The 21,095-nt window shown below is 62.3% G+C and carries 18 protein-coding genes; 11 read left to right on the plus strand and 7 right to left on the minus strand.

Annotated elements, in window-relative coordinates:
* Positions 1–37: 37 nt before the first annotated feature.
* Positions 38–1,096: a glycosyltransferase family 4 protein gene (locus M2267_RS10075; protein WP_429114372.1), complete on the plus strand. Its 1,059-nt coding sequence runs from the start codon at positions 38–40 to the stop codon at positions 1,094–1,096.
* A gap of 38 nt (positions 1,097–1,134) precedes the next feature.
* On the opposite strand, the gene M2267_RS10080 is transcribed toward M2267_RS10075, so the two are convergent.
* From M2267_RS10080 to M2267_RS10090, 3 genes are read right to left on the minus strand one after another with little or no spacing between them, the layout of a single operon-like run.
* Positions 1,135–2,157, minus strand: coding sequence for a glycosyltransferase (locus tag M2267_RS10080; protein ID WP_429114374.1), 1,023 nt, complete (start codon positions 2,155–2,157; stop codon positions 1,135–1,137).
* A 7-nt stretch (positions 2,158–2,164) separates the two neighbouring features.
* Positions 2,165–2,986: a glycosyltransferase family 2 protein gene (locus M2267_RS10085; RefSeq protein ID WP_429114377.1), complete on the minus strand. Its 822-nt coding sequence runs from the start codon at positions 2,984–2,986 to the stop codon at positions 2,165–2,167.
* A gap of 9 nt (positions 2,987–2,995) precedes the next feature.
* Positions 2,996–3,466 (minus strand): Lrp/AsnC family transcriptional regulator, encoded by a 471-nt coding sequence (locus M2267_RS10090; RefSeq protein ID WP_043614306.1) that lies wholly within the window; start codon positions 3,464–3,466, stop codon positions 2,996–2,998.
* A gap of 636 nt (positions 3,467–4,102) precedes the next feature.
* Here M2267_RS10090 and trxB point away from each other — a divergent pair.
* The 5 genes from trxB (at position 4,103) to M2267_RS10115 (ending at position 9,032) form a co-directional block, all read left to right on the plus strand.
* On the plus strand, positions 4,103–5,077 hold the full coding sequence (trxB, locus tag M2267_RS10095; RefSeq protein ID WP_034791290.1) for a thioredoxin-disulfide reductase: 975 nt from the start codon (positions 4,103–4,105) through the stop codon (positions 5,075–5,077).
* A gap of 116 nt (positions 5,078–5,193) precedes the next feature.
* Entirely contained in the window at positions 5,194–6,090 is an 897-nt protein-coding gene (locus M2267_RS10100) for a LysR family transcriptional regulator VtlR (RefSeq protein WP_043614622.1), read from the plus strand.
* 616 nt (positions 6,091–6,706) lie between these two features.
* Positions 6,707–6,997, plus strand: a complete 291-nt coding sequence (locus M2267_RS10105; protein ID WP_043614302.1) for an ArsR/SmtB family transcription factor — start codon at positions 6,707–6,709, stop codon at positions 6,995–6,997.
* Between the two features lie 46 nt (positions 6,998–7,043).
* A complete protein-coding gene (locus M2267_RS10110; protein ID WP_429114381.1) occupies positions 7,044–8,165 on the plus strand; it encodes an alkene reductase in 1,122 nt (373 codons plus the stop codon).
* A gap of 63 nt (positions 8,166–8,228) precedes the next feature.
* Positions 8,229–9,032, plus strand: a complete 804-nt coding sequence (locus M2267_RS10115) for an aminoglycoside phosphotransferase family protein (RefSeq protein WP_429114384.1) — start codon at positions 8,229–8,231, stop codon at positions 9,030–9,032.
* Positions 9,033–9,034: 2 nt separating this feature from the next.
* Here M2267_RS10115 and M2267_RS10120 read toward each other — a convergent pair whose 3' ends face one another.
* Positions 9,035–9,604 (minus strand): helix-turn-helix domain-containing protein, encoded by a 570-nt coding sequence (locus tag M2267_RS10120; RefSeq protein ID WP_429114386.1) that lies wholly within the window; start codon positions 9,602–9,604, stop codon positions 9,035–9,037.
* Positions 9,605–9,641: 37 nt separating this feature from the next.
* Between M2267_RS10120 and M2267_RS10125 the strand changes: the two genes are divergently transcribed.
* Both M2267_RS10125 and M2267_RS10130 read left to right on the plus strand, forming a co-directional pair.
* The gene (locus M2267_RS10125) at positions 9,642–10,151 is read left to right on the plus strand and encodes an N-acetyltransferase family protein (protein ID WP_429114389.1); all 510 of its coding nucleotides are present in this window, start codon (positions 9,642–9,644) and stop codon (positions 10,149–10,151) included.
* Between the two features lie 88 nt (positions 10,152–10,239).
* The gene (locus tag M2267_RS10130; protein ID WP_429114391.1) at positions 10,240–11,202 is read left to right on the plus strand and encodes a lytic transglycosylase domain-containing protein; all 963 of its coding nucleotides are present in this window, start codon (positions 10,240–10,242) and stop codon (positions 11,200–11,202) included.
* A gap of 46 nt (positions 11,203–11,248) precedes the next feature.
* Here the strand turns inward: M2267_RS10130 and M2267_RS10135 are convergent, their stop codons facing one another.
* Entirely contained in the window at positions 11,249–12,256 is a 1,008-nt protein-coding gene (locus M2267_RS10135) for an NAD(P)H-binding protein (protein ID WP_429114392.1), read from the minus strand.
* Positions 12,257–12,357: 101 nt separating this feature from the next.
* Between M2267_RS10135 and M2267_RS10140 the strand changes: the two genes are divergently transcribed.
* On the plus strand, positions 12,358–13,272 hold the full coding sequence (locus M2267_RS10140) for a LysR family transcriptional regulator (protein ID WP_429114527.1): 915 nt from the start codon (positions 12,358–12,360) through the stop codon (positions 13,270–13,272).
* Positions 13,273–13,368: 96 nt separating this feature from the next.
* Here the strand turns inward: M2267_RS10140 and gyrA are convergent, their stop codons facing one another.
* Complete coding sequence (gene gyrA / locus M2267_RS10145) at positions 13,369–16,149, minus strand: DNA gyrase subunit A (RefSeq protein WP_043614278.1); 2,781 nt, start codon at positions 16,147–16,149, stop codon at positions 13,369–13,371.
* 422 nt (positions 16,150–16,571) lie between these two features.
* Between gyrA and M2267_RS10150 the strand changes: the two genes are divergently transcribed.
* Positions 16,572–17,201 carry a MarC family protein gene (locus tag M2267_RS10150; protein ID WP_090295526.1) on the plus strand — a complete coding sequence of 210 codons (630 nt, stop codon included), beginning with the start codon at positions 16,572–16,574 and terminating at the stop codon, positions 17,199–17,201.
* Between the two features lie 109 nt (positions 17,202–17,310).
* Here the strand turns inward: M2267_RS10150 and M2267_RS10155 are convergent, their stop codons facing one another.
* Positions 17,311–17,865 (minus strand): single-stranded DNA-binding protein, encoded by a 555-nt coding sequence (locus tag M2267_RS10155; protein WP_043614270.1) that lies wholly within the window; start codon positions 17,863–17,865, stop codon positions 17,311–17,313.
* A gap of 279 nt (positions 17,866–18,144) precedes the next feature.
* Between M2267_RS10155 and uvrA the strand changes: the two genes are divergently transcribed.
* The gene (uvrA, locus tag M2267_RS10160; RefSeq protein WP_429114395.1) at positions 18,145–21,066 is read left to right on the plus strand and encodes an excinuclease ABC subunit UvrA; all 2,922 of its coding nucleotides are present in this window, start codon (positions 18,145–18,147) and stop codon (positions 21,064–21,066) included.
* Positions 21,067–21,095: the final 29 nt, after the last annotated feature.

Here is a 21,095-nt window from a genome sequence, read left to right on the forward strand (position 1 = left end):
CAAAGACGATCATTGCTCGCGCAAGGAGTGCGCTTTCGTGGCCGATATCCGGAACGTCGAGGTCATCGCTCCCAATTTCAAGCGTCGTCTCTCGGGCGTGACGTCTACCATCATCCAGTTGATTCCGATCCAGCGCGCGCTCGGCGAAAAGATCGCCGTGCTTGGTCCGGGCCTACCTGACACCCTGCCCTCGATCCGCTTCCGCGATCTTCTGCGTCTGTGGAGTGCACCGGACGGACGGCCCTGCCGGGTCTGGCATGCGCGCCGCAATGTCGAGATGCTGCCGGCGATCGTGCTGCGCGACCTGCTCGGCATGAAGCTGAAGATCGTCTTCACCTCCGCTTCTCAGCGCCGCCACACCGGCTGGAGCAAGTTCCTGATTTCGCGCATGGACGCGGTGATCGCGACGAGCGGCAAGACCTCCGCCTATTTGCAGGTGCCGAACACGGTCATCCTTCACGGCATCGACACCAAGCGCTTCCAGCCACCGGCCGACGCAGGTGCGGCCAAGGCCGCGCTCGGCCTGGATCCGGCGCAAAAATATGTCGGCTGCTTCGGGCGAGTGCGCAAGCAGAAGGGCACCGATCTCTTCGTCGATAGCATGATTGCGCTTTTGCCGTGCCGGCCCGGCTGGAGTGCCATCGTCGCCGGTCGCGCGACCGGCCCGCACGTGGCGTTCGAGAACGAACTGAAAGAGCGGGTTGTAAAGGCCGGGCTTACCGATCGAATCCGTTTCGTTGGTGAACATACCAACATTCCGGACTGGTACCGCGCGCTCGACCTTTTCGTTGCGCCGCAACGCTGGGAAGGTTTCGGGCTGACGCCGCTCGAAGCGATGGCAACGGGCGTGCCCGTCATCGCAACCGATGTCGGCGCATTTTCGGAACTGGTCGTCGTCGGCGAGCAGGAAACCGGCACGGTGATCGCCGCCAACGATCTGCAGGCGATGGTCGAGGCGACTGCCGGCTTCATGGACGATGATCACCGCCGGAGCTTGGCTGGCGCCAACGGTCTAGGCCTAACCCGCGCATCTTTTGCGATCGAGGGCGAGGCCCGCGCGATCAACGCCGTCTATGAACGCCTGATGCGTCCCTGACAGGCTGCCACCGCGTGGCAGCCCCGCACTAAACTCTCTTAGCGCTTCGAAGCGAAGAGTTTCAGATAGGCGTCGGTAATCGCCTGCTTCGAGAACTGGTTCATCAGCGTCTCATGGCCGCGTTCGGCAAGACGTTCGCCCAGCGAGGGATCGCCCGCGATCCGGTCGATCGCCTGGGCAAAGCCGTCGGCGTCACCGATATCGACCATCAAGCCGTTTTCGCCGTCGCGCATGAACCATTGCGGTCCTTCCGATCGGCTGGACACGACAGGCGTGCCTTGCGCCCAGGCCTCGAGGATAACGTTGCCGAGCGGCTCATGGCTCGATGCCATGACGAAGATATCCGAAGCAGCAAGGAAAGGCCGCGTGTCCTTCTGCCAACCGGCAAAGCGAACGCGCTTCGACACGCCGAGGTCGGCAGCGAGCTTTTCCAGGTTTGCCCGCTCCTCGCCGTCACCCACCAGCCAGAGATAGGCATCCGGCACCTTGGCGATCGCCTGGATCAGGGTGTGGAAACCCTTGCGCGGAACGAAGCGCCCCATCGACATGACCACAGGCACGTTTTCAGGTGTGTCGAGCGTTGCGCGGCTGATCGGCGCGACCCGCTCGGTTCCGGTGAAGTTGGAAATCACCTCGACGTCGCGCTTCCAGCCGATCTTGCGCACATGCTCGGCGATGCCCGGCGTGTTGCAGACGAGGCAATCGGTGTTGCGGAAGTAGTCGAGCCGTAGCGGATAGTCGCCGAGACGCGAGATCTTGATGCAGCCCTTGTAGTTGGGCATCAGGCGGCTGGCGCGCGGCATCCAGGCAAAGAGCGCGTCGGGCTTTTCGCGCCGCGCCATGCTGCTGACCTTCATCGGCAAGAGAATGCGATCGAGCGACAGGTTGCGGAAGTTGCTTTCGATGATGCGCGTCGCGCCCTCGATGTCCTTCCGCCAGATGCGTCCCGGCCGGATGACCGAGGTCTGCTCGACCCCGCGCTCGCCGAGCGCGTTGACCAGGTGGACGAAGAAGCGCTCAGCGCCGCCGTCCTTGCCGAAGTGAAAATGCATGACTTTCATGGAAACCTCACCGCTGGTTCTGCCGCCGATCCATGTCGTCATGGTTCGGGTGGCGTTTCAGCGCGTGCCTCTGATAGATCTTGGCGGCAGTCAGGAAAGCGTAGACCGCCCCCGTCATCGCCTCGATGAAGCCTGGAAAGCCGCAGCGCCACAGGCCGTTACGGAAATAGAGCCGGAGGAAATAGAGCGGCGGGCTGAACAGCATCTTGTAGGGCCGCGCCGACTTGCCGGCGGCGAACTGCTGGTCGGCCTTGAGCGTCGAGTACTTGTTTTCCTTGAGGATCTGCTCGTCGATGATCAGCGGCCGGTAGTGCAGCAGACTGCCCTTGGGGGCAGCGCCGACCGCGCCATCCGGCACGATGCCTTCGTGGACCTTCTGATTGAGGTCGTAGCGGCCCCTGCCCTGGCGGATCAGCCGCAGGTTCCGTCGCTCGTGCGCGCGCTCCGGCGTGTAGCCGTAGCCGATCAGGTAGGGCCTGCGCGCGACGCGCCAGCCAACCGTCTCCGGTGGCGCATCGAGCAGTGACGGCAGCAGCGCCTTCAGCGGTTCGTCCAGGCGTTCGTCGGAATCGATGTTGAAGCACCAGGGCTGCGTGCATTGATCAAGCGCGAACTGCTTCTGGCCGGCATAGCCCCGCCACGGCTCATGCAGGAAACGGATCGGCCAGCCCTTGTCGATATAGGACTGCACGAGTTCCGGCGTTCCGTCGGTCGAACCGGAATCGACGATGACGATTTCTGAGCATTGCTCGAGGCTCTCGATGCAATTGCCGAGATAGGCTTCTTCGTTCTGGCAGATGATGAAGGCGGACAGCGGAAGCTTGTTCATGGGCAGGCCTTAGATCTGGACGAGGCCGATATCCTTGACCTGGCGAATGGTCAGCATCGTGCGCACCGTATCGACGCGTTCGTTGGCCGTCAGCACTTCGATGACGAAATCCTGGAAAGTCGTGAGGTTTTCGGCGACACAATGCAGGAGAAAGTCGCTTTCGCCGGAAACCGTCCAGGCCTGCCGGACGATCTGCCATTCGGCGGTGGCGGCGGCGAAGGCCTTGAGATCGGCTTCCGACTGGCGCTTCAGGCCGACCATGCAGAAGGCGACGAGATCAAAGCCGAGCGCCGGAGCGTTCAGCAGTGCGTGATAGCCCTTGATGACGCCCGTCTCTTCGAGCTTGCGCACGCGCCGCAGGCACGGCGGCGCGGAGATGCCGACCCTTTGCGCGAGATCGACATTGGTCATCCGGCCATCACGCTGGAGCTCGCGAAGGATCTTGAGATCGATAGCGTCGAGCTCGACTTGTTTCGTCATGAACGTTCGTCCTTTTCGTGGTGACTTTGAGCGCGAGGCAAAGTCGAAAACTTGTGTCTGCCGATGGTGAGGTTGCCCCGATCGTGGGCGACGTCGACTGATGCGTCCCTATCCCGGCGCTGCCGCGATCGTCTCGGTCGAGATTTTCGGCAAGGCGCGCTCGTCAAGGGCAAGGTCGTCTCGAGTCGGTGCGTGGCCGAGCGCAGCGCGTTCGCAGTGCAACCATGCACGGCCGGCATTCAACCCCATATGCTTCTCCAGCAAAGTGAATCCGCGTGAAATATCGTCAAACCCGCTGGACAACAAGCAGCCCGGCCGACTATTCGCGGGAAAACGGCGTTGGCGATGCCGGCAGATGTGCAAATAGAGGTGGACATCGTCAGAAGCGACACGAAGTGCGCTCCACTGCCGCCGCGCGCTCCGGCGCGAGACGCGGATCGATGCCGGGCCGCCCCCTGTGCCTTAAGCGCGTCATCTGGTGGCAAAACCGGGCTTCAGGCTCAAGCACTTGTGTGTATCAGGCTGTGCGCTCTTGAAAGTCATGGTGGGGAATACCTAAAGTATGGAACGATTTCCCATTGACGCAATGGAATCGGATGGGGACGCAATCCTCTCCGATGAACGAAGGACAAGATTATGACTGCCCGTCACGTGAAAGTGCTGATCATCGGCTCCGGCCCGGCCGGCTACACCGCCGCCATCTATACGGCGCGCGCCATGCTCGAGCCCGTGTTGATCGCCGGCATGGAACAGGGCGGCCAGTTGATGATCACGACGGACGTCGAAAACTACCCGGGCTATGCCGATCCGGTCCAGGGCCCTTGGATGATGGAACAGATGCTGAAGCAGGCGACCCATGTCGGCGCCGAGATCGTCAACGATCTCGTGACCGATGTCGACCTGTCGGTTCGTCCGTTCCGCATCAAGACCGACAGCGGCAACGACTGGACGGCGGACGCACTGATCATCGCCACCGGCGCCAAGGCCAAGTGGCTCGGCATCGAGACCGAACCGACCTTCATGGGCTTCGGCGTCTCGGCCTGCGCCACCTGCGACGGCTTCTTCTATCGCAACAAGGATGTGATCGTCGTCGGCGGCGGCAACTCGGCCGTCGAGGAGGCGCTCTACCTGTCGAACCTCGCCAAGACCGTGACCGTCGTTCACCGTCGCGATTCCTTCCGCGCCGAGAAGATCCTGCAGGAGCGCCTGTTCGCCAAGCCGAACGTCAAGGTGATCTGGGATCACGAGGTCACGGAATACCTGGGCGCACCGGCCAAGCCGCCTATGCCCGCTTCCGTCAACGGCGTGAAGCTGCGCAACACCAAGACCGGCGAAACCTCCGACATGGTCACTGACGGCGTGTTCGTCGCAATCGGTCATGCGCCTGCGGTCGAACTTTTCAAAGGCAAGCTTCGGCAGAAGTCCAACGGCTATCTCTGGACCGCAGCCGATTCGACGGCGACCGACGTGCCCGGCGTTTTTGCCGCAGGCGACGTGACGGACGACATTTACCGTCAGGCGGTTACCGCGGCCGGCATGGGCTGCATGGCAGCGCTTGAGGCCGAGAAATACCTGGCGGGTCATATGCCCGTCGCAATTGCAGCCGAATAGAAGCTGCGAATCGGGGTGGTGCCGCTGAGGCACCTCGCCCGTGTGGGAACAGATGCATCAGCCACGCCCGGAAGACAGGACCCCGTCTTCCGGAGTGGTTTCTTATGGGGGACTTCATGTCGCTGGACTGGGACAAACTGCGCATTTTTCACGCGGCGGCCGAGGCTGGGTCGTTCACCCATGCGGCAGACAAGCTTCATCTTTCGCAGTCCGCGATCAGCCGGCAGGTCAGCTCGCTGGAGCAGGATGTCGGCATCAAGCTGTTCCACCGTCATGCGCGCGGCCTGATCCTCACCGAACAGGGCGAGATCCTCTATCGCACCGCGCATGAAGTGCTGATGAAGCTCGAAAGCGTCAAGGTCCAGCTGAGCGAGACGACCGACAAGCCGAGCGGCAAGCTGCGCATTACCACCACGGTCGGTCTCGGCCAGGGCTGGCTCACTGACAAGATCCAGGAATTCATGTCGCTGCACCCGGAGGTGCAGGTTCAGCTCATCCTCGACAACGAGGAACTGGACGTGAACATGCGCCATGCGGACTGTGCCATCCGCCTGCGTCAGCCGCAGCAGTCGGATCTCATCCAGCGCAAGCTCTTCACCGTGCACATGCACGTCTATGCAGCTCCGTCCTACATCAACAAGTATGGCGAGCCGCAGTCGGTCGAGGATCTCGACAACCACCGCATCATCACCTTCGGCGAGCCGGCGCCGAACTATCTGCTCGACGTGAACTGGCTTGAGATCGCCGGCCGCGATTCCGACAATCCGCGCGTGTCGCATCTGCAGATCAACAGCCAGACCTCGATCAAGCGCGCCTGCCTGCTCGGCATCGGCGTCGCCATGCTGCCCGACTATATCGTCGGCCGCGACCCTGGCCTCATCCAGCTGCCGATCAGCGCCGACATCCCGTCTTTCGATACCTATTTCTGCTATCCGGACGAGATGAAGAACGCAGCCAAGCTCAAGGTCTTCCGCGACTACATCGTCGCCAAGGCCCGCAACTGGAACTTCTAGCGCGCTCCGCGCGAATGCTCATTTTCCGAGCATTTTCCCGAGTGAATGCCAACCTTCTGTTTTTGCATCGATATTACCAATGCGCCGGCACAATTGTGCGGCGCATTTTTATTGTGCGCCGCAGAAATAGGCAGGGATGCGTGCATGACATGGCTGTCATGCACAGAAAATGATTGTTGCGCGCCCAAAAAAGCAGCATACCAAACTCAGCTGATGCATCTTTGGTGGCTTCTCCTCCCAGTGCCACCGCAGCAGCTGTTCCCCTCTGGAGGTTTAATTACCTTCACAACTTATAAGGGCCCAAGTCATCTTGTGGCCCTCTTTTTTTGTCTACTGTTAGATACAGGCGAACCGTGATGAAAATCACAGCCGGCTATTGAAAGCCGATACTTCGCTTCCCATATTAAAATGCAGCTGATGCATTCTTGGTGGCTTCTCCTCCCCGCCACCGCATTAGCTGTTCCCCTCTGGAGGTTCTTATTACCTTCACAACTACAAGGGCCCAAGTTTTCTTGAGGCCCTCTTTTTTTTGCCTGCAGCACGCTCACGGTCTTGTGATTTGAATATCGTGTTTTAGCGATACATCTATCGATAAACCACGATACGGCGATATACGATGGACCGAGACGAAATCCTCAAGGCGCTTGCCCATCCCGTGCGGGTCAACATCCTCGCCTGGCTGAAGGAGCCGCAGCGCCATTTTCCGAGCCAGGAGCATCCGCTCGATCTCGGCGTATGTGCCGGCCAGTTCGAACGCTGCGGCCTGTCGCAGTCGACCGTTTCCTCGCATCTCGCTGTGCTTCAGCGCGCCGGCCTGGTGACCACCCGCAAGGTTGGCCAATGGATTTTCTACCGCCGCGATGAAGAGACGATCGCCGCCTTCCTCAAGAGCCTCGGCGATCTCTAAGACGCACCTTCTCCCCAAGCAGACCTCCTCCCTGAAAGGACCTCCCATGGCCTCGCTTTTCGACCCCATCACCATCGGCGACATCGCGCTGAAGAACCGCGTCGTGATGGCGCCCCTGACCCGCAACCGGTCGCCGGGCGCTGTTCCGAACACCCTGAACGTGACCTATTACGAGCAGCGTGCGACGGCCGGCCTGCTGATCACGGAGGGAACGGCAATCACCCAGCAGGGCCAGGGCTATGCCGACGTGCCGGGCCTCTATACGCCGGAAGCGCTCGACGGCTGGCGCAAGGTGACGGACGCAGTGCATGCCAAGGGCGGCCGGATCGTTGTCCAGATGTGGCATGTCGGCCGCATTTCGCATGATTCGCTGCAGCCGGGCGGCGGCAAGCCCGTGGCCCCGTCGGCCATTCGCGCCAAGTCCAAGACCTATCTGGTCAATGCCGACGGTACCGGTTCCTTTGCCGAAACCTCCGAGCCGCATGCGCTGGAGATCGCCGAGATCAAGGCGATCGTCGAGGACTATCGCAAGGCTGCGCGCGCCGCGATCGACGCCGGCTTCGACGGCATCGAGATCCACGCGGCCAACGGCTATCTCATTGACCAGTTCCTGCGCTCGGGTTCGAACCACCGCACGGATGCCTATGGCGGTTCGATCGAGAACCGCGGCCGCTTCCTGTTCGAGGTCATGGATGCCGTGACGAATGAAATCGGCGCCGGCCGGGTCGGTATCCGCCTTTCGCCTGTCACCCCCGCCAACGATGCCTTTGATCCGCAGCCGCAGCAGGTCTTCGGCCATGTGGTCAAGAATCTCGCCCGCTATCCCCTCGCCTATATCCACATCATTGAAGGCGCGACCGGCGGCCCGCGCGACCACCAGCAGGGCGACCAGCCATTCGACTACGACGCCCTGCGTTCGACCTATGTCGCCGCTGGCGGCAAGGCTGCCTGGATGACCAACAATGGCTATGACAGGGCGCTCGCCGTGAAGACGGTCAAGGACGGCGAAGCCGACCTCGTCGCCTTCGGCAAGCCGTTCATTGCCAATCCTGATCTCGTCGAGCGGTTGAAGCGCGATGCGCCGATGAACGCGCCGGATCAGGCAACCTTCTATGGCGGTGGCGCCAAGGGCTATACCGACTATCCCGCCCTTGAACAGGTCGCCTGACACTCCCACATGGCAATGCTCCGCCTCCTTGGCGGAGCATTTGTCCTTGGGAATGAAGAGCTTATGTTTTCGCTATATTCAGAGAAATGGTCATTGCATCCTGACGGCGACGTCATCGTAACCCCCTCCAGCCGTCTTTACCCCGTCCGCTATCGCGGCCAGCAGGCGATGCTCAAGGTCGCCGAGGACCCGGAAGAGAAGTATGGCCGCCTGCCGCTGCTCTACTGGAACGGGCAAGGCGCTGCCAAGGTCTATGAAGCCGATGGCGACGCGGTACTGATGGAGCGCACGGACAGCCGGCGCAACCTCTTCCACATGGCGATGACCGGAAGCGACGAGGATGTGACGCGCATCATCTGCCGCACTGTCGCCGCGCTTCATGCGCCGCGCTTAACACCGGTTCCCGGCGATCTCGTGCCGCTCGACAGATGGTTCGCCTCTCTGGAAACGGCTGCTCCCGCTCAAGGCGGGCTCTTTGCCCGCGCGCTCGAGGCGGCGAAAAGCCTGTTAGCCGATCCCGAACCGCCGGTCGTCCTGCATGCCGACGTGCACCACGCCAACATCCTCGATTTCGGCGACCGCGGCTGGCTGGCGATCGACCCGAAACGCGTGCTCGGCGATCGCGGCTACGACTACGCCAACCTCTTCTGCAATCCGGAACTGCCCCTAGTTACCGCTCCGGGCCGGCTGCAGCGGCATCTGCCCATCGTCGCCAAGGAGACCGGGCTTCACCCGCACCGTATCCTCACCTGGGTGCTTGCCTATGCCGGGCTTTCCGCAGCCTGGTTCCTGGAAGACAACGACGAATTCGGCGTCGAGAACGACCTCGAAATGGCGCGGATCGCCATCGCCGAACTCGACCGCTAAGCTCACCCCGTCCGCAACAGAACGACGGCGTAGATACAGGTCTCTCCGCCGTCATTGCGGAAGACACAATCCTGCGGCGGGCCGAGCTCGAGGCAATCCCCGACGCCAAGCGTATGGATCTCCAGCCCTTCCACGAAGGTCAGGCGCCCTGCACTCACCCATATCCACCGGCGATGGAGCGCATAGGCGGATGCCGGGATCGGCACCTCGGCGCCGGCCGGAAGCTCGACCTCGACCAGCTCGAGCGGCAGGTCCGACATCGGCGACACGTGGCGCCGGAGGTAGCCGGTCTGCGGATCGCGCCACACCGCCTGATCCTGGCGTCGCGACAGCCTGCCCTGGCTCATCTCGGCCCGCGCGATCAGGCTGGACATGGTGAGACCAAACGCACCGGCGAGCTTTGCCAGTAGCGTCGCCGTCGGGCTGCTGTCGCCCCGCTCAACCTTGTGGATCATCGCGCGCGAGACGCCGGAGCGCTCCGAAAGATCGCTCAGCGACCAGCCGCGCGCCTCTCTTTCCAGACGAATTCGTTCACTGAGCCGTTGATCCAGACTGTCTACTTTAGTATTCATATCGTAGTCATATAGTGAACGAATGCGAGGAGCAAGCATGCTGATCCGGGCGGCCATCCAAGACGATCTGCCAATCATCTGCGACATCTACAACGACGCCGTGGCGAACACGACGGCGATCTGGAACGATACCCTGGTCGATGTCGCCAATCGAACAGCCTGGCTGAAGGCGCGCACGGACGCGGGTTATCCGGTGCTGGTGGCAGTCTCGGACGAAGGCGATGTCATCGGCTATGCGTCCTTCGGCGATTGGCGCGCCTTCGATGGCTACCGCCACACGGTCGAGCACTCCGTCTATGTTCACAAGGATCGGCGCGGTGGCGGCATCGGCCGGAAACTCATGGAAGCGCTGATCGCCGAGGCCGAACGGCTGGGCAAGCATGTGATGATCGCCGGTATCGAGTCGGAGAACGCAGCCTCGATCCGCCTTCATGCCCAACTGGGTTTCGAGGATACCGGCCGACTGCGCGAGGTCGGCACGAAGTTCGGCCGCTGGCTCGACCTGACATTCATGCAACTGGTGCTCCAGGCGGGCTCGCCGCGCTAAGCCGCGGCGTCGCCTCGACAATGGTCGTTTGTCGAGGCGGCGGGAGATGCTATGAACCTTCAAGGACTGTTTCTGGAAACATTTTGACGTGGGTCTTCGGCAGAAGGTCAGATCGGGTGCCTGGGCACGTGTCGCGAAAGCGGCACTGGCGCTGGCTGTCAGCATTCCGTCGCTGAGCGCCGTCCCCGCGGCGGCTCGTATCGATGATCTCGCCCCACAGCCCAAATGCGTCTATTCCGGCCCGTCGGCTACCGACCCCGCCAAGTCGCTCTGCATCAGCAAGGAAAACTTCGCCCGCGATATCTGCGGCGTGATCGACCACTATGCGGCCGTCAACGACCTGCCCGCGGCTTTCTTCGCCCGCCTGATCTGGCGCGAAAGCCTGTTTCGGCCCAATGCCGTCAGCCCCAAGGGCGCTGAAGGCATCGCGCAATTCATGCCGGGAACGGCGAAGATGCGGGGGCTCAACAACAGCTTCGATGTGGTCGAGGCGCTCGGCAAGTCGGCGGAATATCTGAACGAACTCAAGTCGCGCTACGGCAATCTCGGCTATGCGGCTGCCGCCTACAATGCCGGCGAGAACGGGCTCGAGCGTTTTCTCGAGGTCGATTGGCTGCCGGCGGAAACGCGCAACTACGTGCTTGCGATCACCGCTTACAGCGTCGAGGACTGGCGCGACAATCCGCCAAAGATCCTCGACCTGACGCTCGACAAGAACAAGACCTTCATCGACGGCTGCGTGGCACTCGCCAGCACCCGCAATCTGCGCGACATCGAGGTGATCGACGAGGCGGAATGGGCGCCCTGGGGCGTGCAGCTTGCCGCGCATTTCCAGAAGTCGGTGGCGCAGCGATTGTTCGTCAGCGCAGTCAAGCGGTTGCCGGAGCCGATCCGCAGTGAGAAGGCGCTTCTCCTGCGCGAACGCAATGCCAGCTTTGGCCTCAGGATCCGCTACGCCGCACGCATCGGCCGCGAGACCCAGGCGGACGCAAACAAGCTTTGCGCCACGATTCGCAAGAGCGGCGGCGCTTGCCTCGTCTTCCGGAACTGACCGGTATCAGGGCCCAGCCGAAATCGATCCTCGACATGGACGCGCCCTAGCCTGTGGCACGCCCTTGTGGAAGCGCCGGCCGGTCGCTCAGGCAACCAAGCCCGCGGAGCGTCGTTGCGACAGCCTCGTCGATCGGCGTGTGCGGCTCTTCGCCGAGCACGGCAAGCAGCCGCTCGTTCGGCATTCTCAAGGGTTCGCGCCAGAGATAACGCATCTTGCGCAACTCCCTGAAGAGCGGAACGAAGGGCGACGCCAGGTCGATCAGCCACCACGGGAAGGCGCGGACGGGAAGCGCGGGCTTGCCAACGACCCGGCGGATCGCCGCAATCATCTCGGTGCCATTGCGGTCGAGGAAGCCCTGCATGTGGTAGACGGCGAAAGGCGGCAGGTCCTCGGTGCGCTCGACAAGGCGGATCATGGTTTCGGCCACATCGGGCAGATAGGCCCATTGATGGCCGATGCCTTCGCGGCCCGGGTAGGAAATCGCGCCCAACGGTTTGCCCGGTTTCACCAGCCCTTGCGAAAACCAGTTATTGGCCGCACCGGGACCGAAGAAGTCGCCCGCCCTGACGATGATGACGCCGACACCCGCCTCCGACGCATCCTTCAAGCGACGCTCCATCTCCTTGCGAATCTGGCCCTTGTCGGTGTCCGGGTTCTGCGGTGCGTCCTCCGTCAGGACGGGAAAGGCGTCGCGGCCGAAATTGTAGATCGTTCCTGGCAAAAGGATGCGTGCACCGGTGGCCTTGGCAGCAGCGATCGTATTGTCGAGCATCGGCAGCACCAGGGTGCCCCAATTGCGGTAGCCAGGCGGATTGACCGCGTGCACGATCAGATCGACGCCTTCGGCAGCAGTGCGAACGTCGCCCGCGTTCATGGCATCGCCTTGCCGCCAGTCGAACGCCGGCTCGGTCTGCGCCGCCGTCGCGGCGTTCCGGTTCAAGGCACGCACCTGCCAGCCGCGGCTGTGGAGCCCGCGTGCGACGGCGCTGCCGATGCCGCCCGTCGCGCCGAGCACCAGCACGCGTCTTGCTCTCTCCTGAATCTCGGTCATGTCTCGCTCCATCCGTTTCAATGAAGGCAGCATCAGGCATTCACGAGCTAAACGGAATTGCCGAAAAATCTTGCTCAGCTATACTGAAATCCATGAGCAAGATGGATTTGAGCTGGGATTTCTACCGAACGTTCCTCGCGGTGCTTAAGGAGGGATCGCTGTCGGCCGCCGCTCGCGAGCTTGGCCTGACGCAGCCAACCGTTGGCCGTCATGTGGACGCCATGGAAGCCGCGCTCGGCTATCCGCTCTTCGTGCGCTCTCCGCACGGCCTGTTGCCGACCGATGCCGCGCTGGCGCTCAAGCCCTATGCCGAGACGCTCGCCGCGACATCGGCTGCGCTCTTGCGCGCCGCGTCGAGCCAGCGCGATACGGTCAGCGGCACAGTGCGCATCAGTGCCAGCGAAGTCATCGGCATCGAGGTGCTGCCGCCGATCCTTACAGAGCTGCACGAGGCCTATCCGGAGCTGACGATCGAACTCTCCGCCTCGGACATGGTCGAAGACCTTTTGCGCCAAGAGGCCGATATCGCCGTGCGCATGGTGGCACCCGCGCAGGATGCGCTGATCGCCCGCCATCTCGGCGCGGTTCCCTTGAGCTTTCATGCCCACCGCCGCTACATCGAGCGACGCGGTATGCCGCAGACACTGGCCGAGCTTAGCGATCACAGCCTGATCGGCTATGACCGCGAGACGGCGGCGATCCGGGCGATCGTCGCCCGCTCGCCGGAACTGCCGTCGACATGTTTTGCGCTGAAGGCCGATAGCAACCTTGCCCAACTGGCCGCGATCCGCGCCGGCTTCGGCATCGGTATCTGCCAGAACGGGCTTGCGGCACGCGATCCCGATGTTCTACCGGTGCTGCCGGAACTGTTCGAGATGAAGCTCGACACCTGGCTGGTGATGCACGAGAACCTGAAGACGGCGCCCCGCTGTCGCGTCACGTTCGACGCACTTGCCGCGGGGCTGCGGGCCTATATTCGTGGCACTGCGCTCGCAGACGCGAATACCGAGTTCTGATTTCAGGCAGCTCCCGCCGACGGCTCGATACCGCCCCACGAAAAAGCCCGCCAAAATGGCGGGCTTTCTGTTTCCTTGGCACTTCAAGTGAAGCGCTTAATCCTCGGATTCGGCTGGCGTTTCCGGCACACCGTTTTCGATGCCGGCTTCTTCGCCTTCCTCTTCATCGCTCTCCGGCTCGCTGATGCGCTCGACCGATACGACCTTCTCATCCTTGGCGGTGGAGAAGATGGTGACGCCCTTGGTCGCGCGGCTCGCAAGCCGGACGCCATTGATCGGCACGCGGATCAGCTGGCCGCCATCGGAGACGAGCATGATCTGGTCGTTGTCTTCGATCGGGAAGGCAGCGACAAGAACGCCGATTTCCGTCGTCTTCGAGGTGTCGGTGGCACGGATGCCCTTGCCGCCACGGCCAGAGGTGCGGAAATCGTAGGACGACGAGCGCTTGCCGAAGCCCTTCTCCGAGACCGTCAGCACGAACTGTTCGCGTGCCTTCAGTTCCTCGAAGCGTTCGTTCGACAGTTCTCCGCCGTCGGCGACTTCCTCGCCAACCAGAGCGATTTCTTCCTCGTCGCCGTTCGTCGCCCGACGTTCCGCCGCTGCGCGCTTGAGATAGGCCGCACGCTCCCACGGTTCGGCCTCGACATGGCCAAGGATCGCCATCGAGATGATGCGGTCGCCGTCGCCGAGGTTGATACCGCGAACACCGATCGAGTTACGGCCGGCAAAGACGCGCACGTCATCGACCGGGAACCGGATGCACTGGCCGAGCGCTGTCGTCAGCATGACGTCGTCACGCTCCGTACAGGTGTCGACGGAGAGGATCTCGTCACCCTCTTCCTCGAGCTTCATCGCGATCTTGCCGTTGCGGTTGACCTGGACGAAGTCCGACAGCTTGTTGCGGCGAACCGTGCCGCGCGTCGTCGAGAACATGACGTCGAGGTTTTCCCAGGTCGCCTCGTCCTCAGGCAGCGGCATGATCGTCGTGATGCGTTCGCCGGGTTCCAGCGGCAGCATGTTGATCAGAGCCTTGCCGCGCGATTGCGGCGTGCCGATCGGCAGGCGCCAGACCTTCTCCTTGTAGACGATGCCACGCGAGGAGAAGAACAGAACCGGCGTGTGGGTGTTGGCAACGAATAGCCGGGTAACGAAATCCTCGTCCCGGGTCGCCATGCCGGAGCGGCCCTTGCCGCCACGGCGCTGCGCGCGATAGGTCGTCAGCGGTACGCGCTTGATGTAACCGAGATGCGAGACGGTCACGACCATGTCTTCACGGGCGATGAGATCCTCATCGTCCATGTCGGGGCCGCCCTCCATGATCTCGGACCGGCGCGGAGTGCCGAACTCGTCGCGGATGGCGATGAGCTCGTCCTTGACGATGCTCATGATGCGCAGGCGCGACGACAGGATGTCGAGGTAATCCTTGATTTCCTCGCCGATCTTGTTGAGTTCGTCGCCGATTTCGTCGCGGCCGAGCGCTGTCAGGCGCTGCAGGCGCAGATCGAGAATGGCGCGGGCCTGCTCTTCCGAGAGGTTGTAGGTGCCGTCCTCGTTGATGCGGTGACGCGGGTCGTCGATGAGGCGAATGAGGCTCTCGACGTCGTGGGCCGGCCAGCGGCGCTCCATCAACTGCTCGCGCGCGGTCTGCGGGTCCGGCGCCGTGCGGATCAGCTTGATGATTTCGTCGATGTTGGCGACGGCAATCGCAAGGCCGACGAGCACATGGGCGCGGTCGCGTGCCTTGCGCAGCAGGTACTTCGTGCGCCGGCTAACGACTTCCTCGCGGAACGAGACGAAGGCGCGCAGCATGTCGAGCAGCGTCATGTGTTCCGGCTTGCCGCCGTTCAACGCCACCATGTTGCAGCCAAACGAGGTCTGCAGCGGCGTGTAGCGGTAAAGCTGGTTCAGGATGACGTCGGCATTGGCGTCGCGCTTGAGTTCGATCACCACGCGGTAGCCCTGGCGGTCCGATTCGTCGCGCAGGTCCGAGATGCCCTCGATACGCTTCTCGCGCACCAGCTCGGCCATCTTCTCGATCATCGTCGCCTTGTTCACCTGGAACGGGATCTCGGTGATGATGATCTGCTCGCGGTCACCGCGCATCGGCTCGATATGGGCGCGGCCGCGCATGATGACGGAGCCGCGGCCGGTCTCATAGGCCGAGCGAATGCCCGAACGTCCGAGGATGAGCGCGCCGGTCGGGAAGTCCGGACCGGGGATGATTTCCATCAGTTCCGGCAGTTCGATCGCCGGATTGTCGATCAGCGCCATGCAGCCGTTGATGACTTCGACCAGGTTGTGCGGCGGAATGTTCGTCGCCATGCCGACGGCGATACCACCGGCGCCGTTGACGAGCAGGTTCGGGAACTTCGCGGGAACGACTGCCGGCTCCTGCAGGGTGCCGTCATAGTTGTCGCGGAAGTCGACCGTTTCCTTGTCGAGATCGTCGAGCAGCGAATGGGCAGCCTTTTGCAGGCGGCACTCGGTGTAGCGCTCTGCTGCCGGCGGGTCGCCGTCGACGGAGCCGAAGTTGCCCTGGCCGTCGATCAGCGGCAGGCGGAGCGACCAGTCCTGCGCCATGCGCGCCAGCGCATCGTAGATCGCGGCGTTGCCGTGCGGGTGGTACTTACCCATCACGTCCCCGGTCACGCGGGCGCATTTGACGTATTTCTTGTTCCAGTCGATGCCGAGCTCGCTCATCCCGTAGAGGATGCGGCGGTGCACGGGTTTCAGACCGTCACGCACGTCGGGAAGCGCGCGGCTGACGATAACGCTCATCGCGTAATCGAGATAGGACCGCTGCATTTCCTCGATGATGGAAATCGGCTCGATGCCTGGCGGAGTTTTTCCGCCGCCGGGGGTGCTTTGCTCAGTCAATGGTGATCACGATCTTTGTTCAGAATCAGTCGGATATTTATAGCGGATTGCCATCGGAAGCGCCAATTTGCGGCCTTCGGCGCCACTTGCCCGCCGGACTGTGAAGATGTCCTTGTAATGCCTTGATTCGCTGTGCGATTCACGCGGTTATCCTAGCAGGAACCGATGAGCCGCACGGCAGTTGTGAACAGTCTTTTGCCGCCGGAGCAGGCTTTTGTAGGGCATGGCGCGCGAAATCGGAAGAGCCGGGCCGCCAATGACGTCCACGGCGCCCGTTTGCGCCTCACCTGGGCGTAGCGATTGCTGATTAAGTCATTGCTGAGACTTTGTTTGTCTGCCCCTTCCCAATGCCCGGCCGCTTGCCTAACAATGTAGCCATGCCACCGGGAAAACCCGGGGCTAAAATCCGGAAGGGGAAACGGATGTTCAATGTCGACCTGTTGGTCAATGCGCTTACAACGCTTCTCGTCACGCTCGATCCGCCCGGCCTTGCGCCGATCTTCCTGAGCCTTACGGTCGGCCTCAGCCGACAGGAGCGCTTTCAGGTGGCCACCCGCGGCTCGCTGATCGCCTTCTTCATTCTCGCCGCCTTCGCCCTCTTCGGCAACAGCATCCTCGGACTGCTCGGCATCTCGATCGGCGCCTTCCGCATCGCTGGCGGCCTGCTGCTCTTCTGGATCGCCTTCGAGATGATTTTCGAGAAACGCCAGGAGCGCAAGGAAAAGACCGGCGAGAATGCGACGGTCAAGGACCACATTCACAACATCGCGGTCTTCCCGCTGGCCCTGCCGCTCATTGCCGGCCCGGGCGCAATTTCGGCAACGATCCTGCTTGCCGGCTCGTTCCCGACCGCCGTCGAGCGCACTCAGCTCCTGATCGTCATCGCCCTGTCGATGCTCAGCCTCTTCCTGGCGCTGGTCATCGCTGAACGCGTCGATCGCTTTCTCGGCGTCACCGGCCGCGCCATCCTCACCCGCCTGCTCGGCGTCATCCTGGCGGCACTTGCGGTGCAATTCGTCGTCGACGGCGTCAAATCCGCGATGGCGACCTGAGGTCGGACGGCTGGGCCACCCTTTGCCCGATGCAATCGAAGAAGACCGGAAACGAAAAACGCCACGTCCTTGGGACGTGGCGTTTTTCGTCAAAAGGATCCGCTTGCGATCAGAACGGGATATCGTCGTCCATATCGCGCGAGAAGCCGCCACCCTGGCCGCCTTGACCGCCCTGGCCACCGCCCGAACGGCCACCGCCGGAGGACTGGCGCGGCTGGTCGTAATCGTCGTAACCGCCGCCGCCATAGTTGCCGCCGCCGCCGAAGTCGCTCGAACCGCCACCGCCGCCACGGCTGACGCCGCCGCCTTCGCCGCGGCCGTCAAGCATCGTCAGTGTCGAGTTGAAGCCCTGCAGCACGACTTCGGTCGAGTAACGGTCGTTGCCGTTCTGGTCCTGCCACTTGCGGGTCTGCAGCGCGCCTTCGATGTAGAGCTTGGCGCCCTTCTTCACATACTGCTCGACGACCTTGCACAGGCCTTCGTTGAACACCACCACCTGGTGCCATTCCGTCTTTTCCTTGCGCTCGCCGCTGTTGCGGTCGCGCCAGGTCTCCGAGGTGGCGATGCGCAGGTTGGCGATCGGCCGGCCGTCCTGCGTGCGCCGGATTTCCGGGTCTGCCCCGACATTTCCGATCAAGATCACCTTGTTGACGCTTCCAGCCATGTTGCTTTTCCCGTGGTTTCACCGGACCAACGGCCCGGCTTGGAATTTCAAGAGCGCGCATCTTAGCGGTCAGAACCCGCCGATACGCCCCGCCTCAGACATAATCCACAACAGTTTTGGTCGTTTTATGGATGTTTTGTTCTTTATTTGTTCTAGTATTTGGCTATGATCCTGTCAACCGACTCGAATTGGCCGCCTGTTTTGCCGATTGCGCCTCGACATGGGCGTTAGCGTCATTACATAGGGGGCTTTCAACCGACATGCAAAAGCTGGCTTCCGATGAGTGAACTCAAGACCATCTCCATTCGTGGTGCGCGCGAGCACAATCTGAAAGGCATCGACCTCGATCTGCCGCGCAACAAGCTGATCGTGATGACCGGCCTTTCCGGCTCGGGCAAATCGTCGCTTGCCTTCGATACGATCTATGCTGAAGGCCAGCGCCGTTATGTCGAAAGCCTTTCGGCCTATGCGCGCCAGTTCCTCGAGATGATGCAGAAGCCGGATGTCGACCAGATCGACGGCCTGTCGCCGGCGATCTCGATCGAGCAGAAGACGACCTCGCGCAACCCGCGCTCGACGGTCGGTACCGTCACCGAAATCTACGACTATATGCGCCTGCTCTTTGCGCGCGTGGGCGTGCCCTATTCGCCGGCGACGGGTCTGCCGATCGAAAGCCAGACGGTCAGCCAGATGGTAGACCGGGTGCTCGAATTCGGCGAAGGCACCCGCCTTTATATCCTTGCGCCGCTCGTGCGCGGCCGCAAGGGCGAGTACAAGAAGGAACTCGCCGAGCTGATGAAGAAGGGCTTTCAGCGCGTCAAGGTCGACGGCACCTTCTACGAAATCGCCGAGGTTCCGGCACTCGACAAGAAGTACAAGCACGACATCGACGTCGTCGTCGATCGCGTGGTCGTCCGCCCCGACCTCGCCTCGCGCCTTGCCGACAGCCTTGAGACCTGCCTGACGCTCGCTGATGGCCTTGCCGTCGCCGAGTTCGCCGACAAGCCGTTACCGCCAGAAGAAACCGCCGCCGGCGGTTCGGCCAACAAGTCGCTGAACGAAACCCACGAGCGCATGCTGTTTTCGGAAAAGTTCGCCTGTCCGGTTTCAGGCTTCACCATTTCCGAGATCGAGCCGCGGCTGTTCTCGTTCAACAATCCCTTCGGCGCCTGCCCGACCTGCGACGGTCTTGGCAGCCAGCAGAAGATCGACACGGCGCTGATCGTTCCGGAAGAGCACCGGACGCTGCGCGACGGCGCAATTGCGCCCTGGGCGAAATCCTCCTCTCCCTACTACAACCAGACACTGGAAGCGCTCGGCAAGGTGTTCGGCTTCAAGCTCGGCAGCCGCTGGAACGAGTTGTCGGCAGCGGCGCAGAACGCGATCCTGCACGGAACGGAAGAAAAGATTGTCTTCCATTATGAGGATGGCGCCCGCTCCTACAACACCACCAAGAACTTCGAGGGCATCGTGCCCAACCTCGAGCGCCGCTGGAAGGAAACCGACAGCGCCTGGGCGCGCGAAGAGATCGAGCGTTATATGTCGGCTGCACCCTGCCCGGCCTGCGCCGGTTTCCGCCTGAAGCCGGAAGCGCTGGCGGTCAAGATCGACAAATTGCATATCGGTCAGGTGACCGAAATGTCGATCCGCATCGCCCGTGACTGGTTCGAGGCCCTGCCGGAACGTCTGAATGCCAAGCAGAACGAAATCGCCGTCCGCATCCTGAAGGAAATCCGCGACCGGCTGCGCTTCCTCAACGATGTCGGTCTTGAGTATCTGAGCCTGTCGCGCAATTCCGGAACGCTTTCAGGCGGTGAAAGCCAGCGCATCCGGCTGGCCTCGCAGATCGGCTCGGGGCTGACAGGCGTTCTCTACGTGCTCGACGAGCCGTCGATCGGCTTGCATCAGCGCGACAACGCCCGCCTGCTCGACACGCTTCGGCATCTGCGCGACATCGGCAACACGGTGATCGTCGTCGAGCATGACGAAGACGCGATCCTGACGTCCGATTATGTGGTCGATATCGGCCCGGCTGCCGGCATCCACGGCGGCGAGGTCATCGCGCAAGGATCGCCGTCGGACATCATGGCCAATCCGAAATCGCTGACCGGCAAATATCTGTCCGGCGAGCTTTCGGTCGCCGTTCCCGCGGAACGCCGCAAGCCGAAGAAGAAAAAGGAAATCACCGTTGTCGGCGCCCGCGCCAACAACCTGAAGAACGTCACCGCCTCGATCCCGCTCGGCGTCTTCACCGCTGTTACCGGCGTCTCCGGCGGCGGCAAGTCGACCTTCCTGATCGAGACGCTCTACAAGGCCGCCGCCCGCCGCATCATGGGCGCGCGCGAAAACCCGGCCGAGCACGACCGCATCGATGGCTTCGAGCATATCGACAAGGTGATCGACATCGACCAGTCGCCGATCGGCCGTACCCCGCGCTCGAACCCGGCGACTTATACAGGTGCCTTCACGCCGATCCGCGACTGGTTTGCCGGTCTGCCGGAGGCAAAGGCGCGCGGCTATCAGCCGGGCCGCTTCTCCTTCAACGTCAAGGGCGGCCGCTGCGAGGCCTGCCAGGGCGACGGTGTCATCAAGATCGAGATGCACTTCTTGCCGGATGTCTACGTCACCTGCGACGTCTGCCACGGGAAGCGCTACAACCGCGAAACGCTCGACGTGCATTTCAAGGGCAAGTCGATCGCCGACGTGCTCGATATGACCGTCGAGGAAGGCGTCGATTTTTTCGCCGCCGTTCCCTCGGTGCGCGACAAGCTCGTCACGCTCAACCAGGTCGGCCTCGGCTACATCAAGGTCGGGCAGCAGGCCAACACGCTCTCGGGCGGCGAGGCCCAGCGCGTCAAGCTCGCCAAGGAACTGTCGAAGCGCTCAACCGGGCGCACGCTCTACATTCTCGACGAGCCGACCACCGGCTTGCATTTCCACGATGTCGCCAAGCTTCTTGAAGTTCTGCATGAGCTCGTCAACCAGGGCAATTCGGTCGTCGTCATCGAGCACAATCTCGAAGTCATCAAGACCGCCGACTGGGTGATCGACTTCGGCCCTGAAGGCGGCGACGGCGGCGGCGAAGTCATCGCCAAGGGCACGCCGGAAGACATCGTGAAAGAGAATCGGTCCTACACCGGCCACTTCCTGAAGGAACTACTGGAGCGCCGGCCGATGAAGAAGGTCGAAGCAGCGGAGTAAGTCTGCCGATCTGGTCGGCGCGCTTTAGG

Source organism: Ensifer sp. KUDG1 (genome assembly GCF_050434285.1).
In the GTDB taxonomy this organism is placed as follows: Bacteria; Pseudomonadota; Alphaproteobacteria; order Rhizobiales; family Rhizobiaceae; genus Ensifer.

Coding starts and splice junctions, on each gene's coding strand:
- M2267_RS10080 (WP_429114374.1), bottom strand. CDS start 2,157: ATGAAAGTCATGCATTTTCACTTCGGCAAGGACGGCGGCGCTGAGCGC.
- M2267_RS10085 (WP_429114377.1), bottom strand. CDS start 2,986: ATGAACAAGCTTCCGCTGTCCGCCTTCATCATCTGCCAGAACGAAGAA.
- M2267_RS10090 (WP_043614306.1), bottom strand. CDS start 3,466: ATGACGAAACAAGTCGAGCTCGACGCTATCGATCTCAAGATCCTTCGC.
- trxB (WP_034791290.1), top strand. CDS start 4,103: ATGACTGCCCGTCACGTGAAAGTGCTGATCATCGGCTCCGGCCCGGCC.
- M2267_RS10100 (WP_043614622.1), top strand. CDS start 5,194: ATGTCGCTGGACTGGGACAAACTGCGCATTTTTCACGCGGCGGCCGAG.
- M2267_RS10105 (WP_043614302.1), top strand. CDS start 6,707: ATGGACCGAGACGAAATCCTCAAGGCGCTTGCCCATCCCGTGCGGGTC.
- M2267_RS10110 (WP_429114381.1), top strand. CDS start 7,044: ATGGCCTCGCTTTTCGACCCCATCACCATCGGCGACATCGCGCTGAAG.
- M2267_RS10115 (WP_429114384.1), top strand. CDS start 8,229: ATGTTTTCGCTATATTCAGAGAAATGGTCATTGCATCCTGACGGCGAC.
- M2267_RS10120 (WP_429114386.1), bottom strand. CDS start 9,604: ATGAATACTAAAGTAGACAGTCTGGATCAACGGCTCAGTGAACGAATT.
- M2267_RS10125 (WP_429114389.1), top strand. CDS start 9,642: ATGCTGATCCGGGCGGCCATCCAAGACGATCTGCCAATCATCTGCGAC.
- M2267_RS10135 (WP_429114392.1), bottom strand. CDS start 12,256: ATGACCGAGATTCAGGAGAGAGCAAGACGCGTGCTGGTGCTCGGCGCG.
- M2267_RS10140 (WP_429114527.1), top strand. CDS start 12,358: ATGGATTTGAGCTGGGATTTCTACCGAACGTTCCTCGCGGTGCTTAAG.
- M2267_RS10150 (WP_090295526.1), top strand. CDS start 16,572: ATGTTCAATGTCGACCTGTTGGTCAATGCGCTTACAACGCTTCTCGTC.
- M2267_RS10155 (WP_043614270.1), bottom strand. CDS start 17,865: ATGGCTGGAAGCGTCAACAAGGTGATCTTGATCGGAAATGTCGGGGCA.
- uvrA (WP_429114395.1), top strand. CDS start 18,145: ATGAGTGAACTCAAGACCATCTCCATTCGTGGTGCGCGCGAGCACAAT.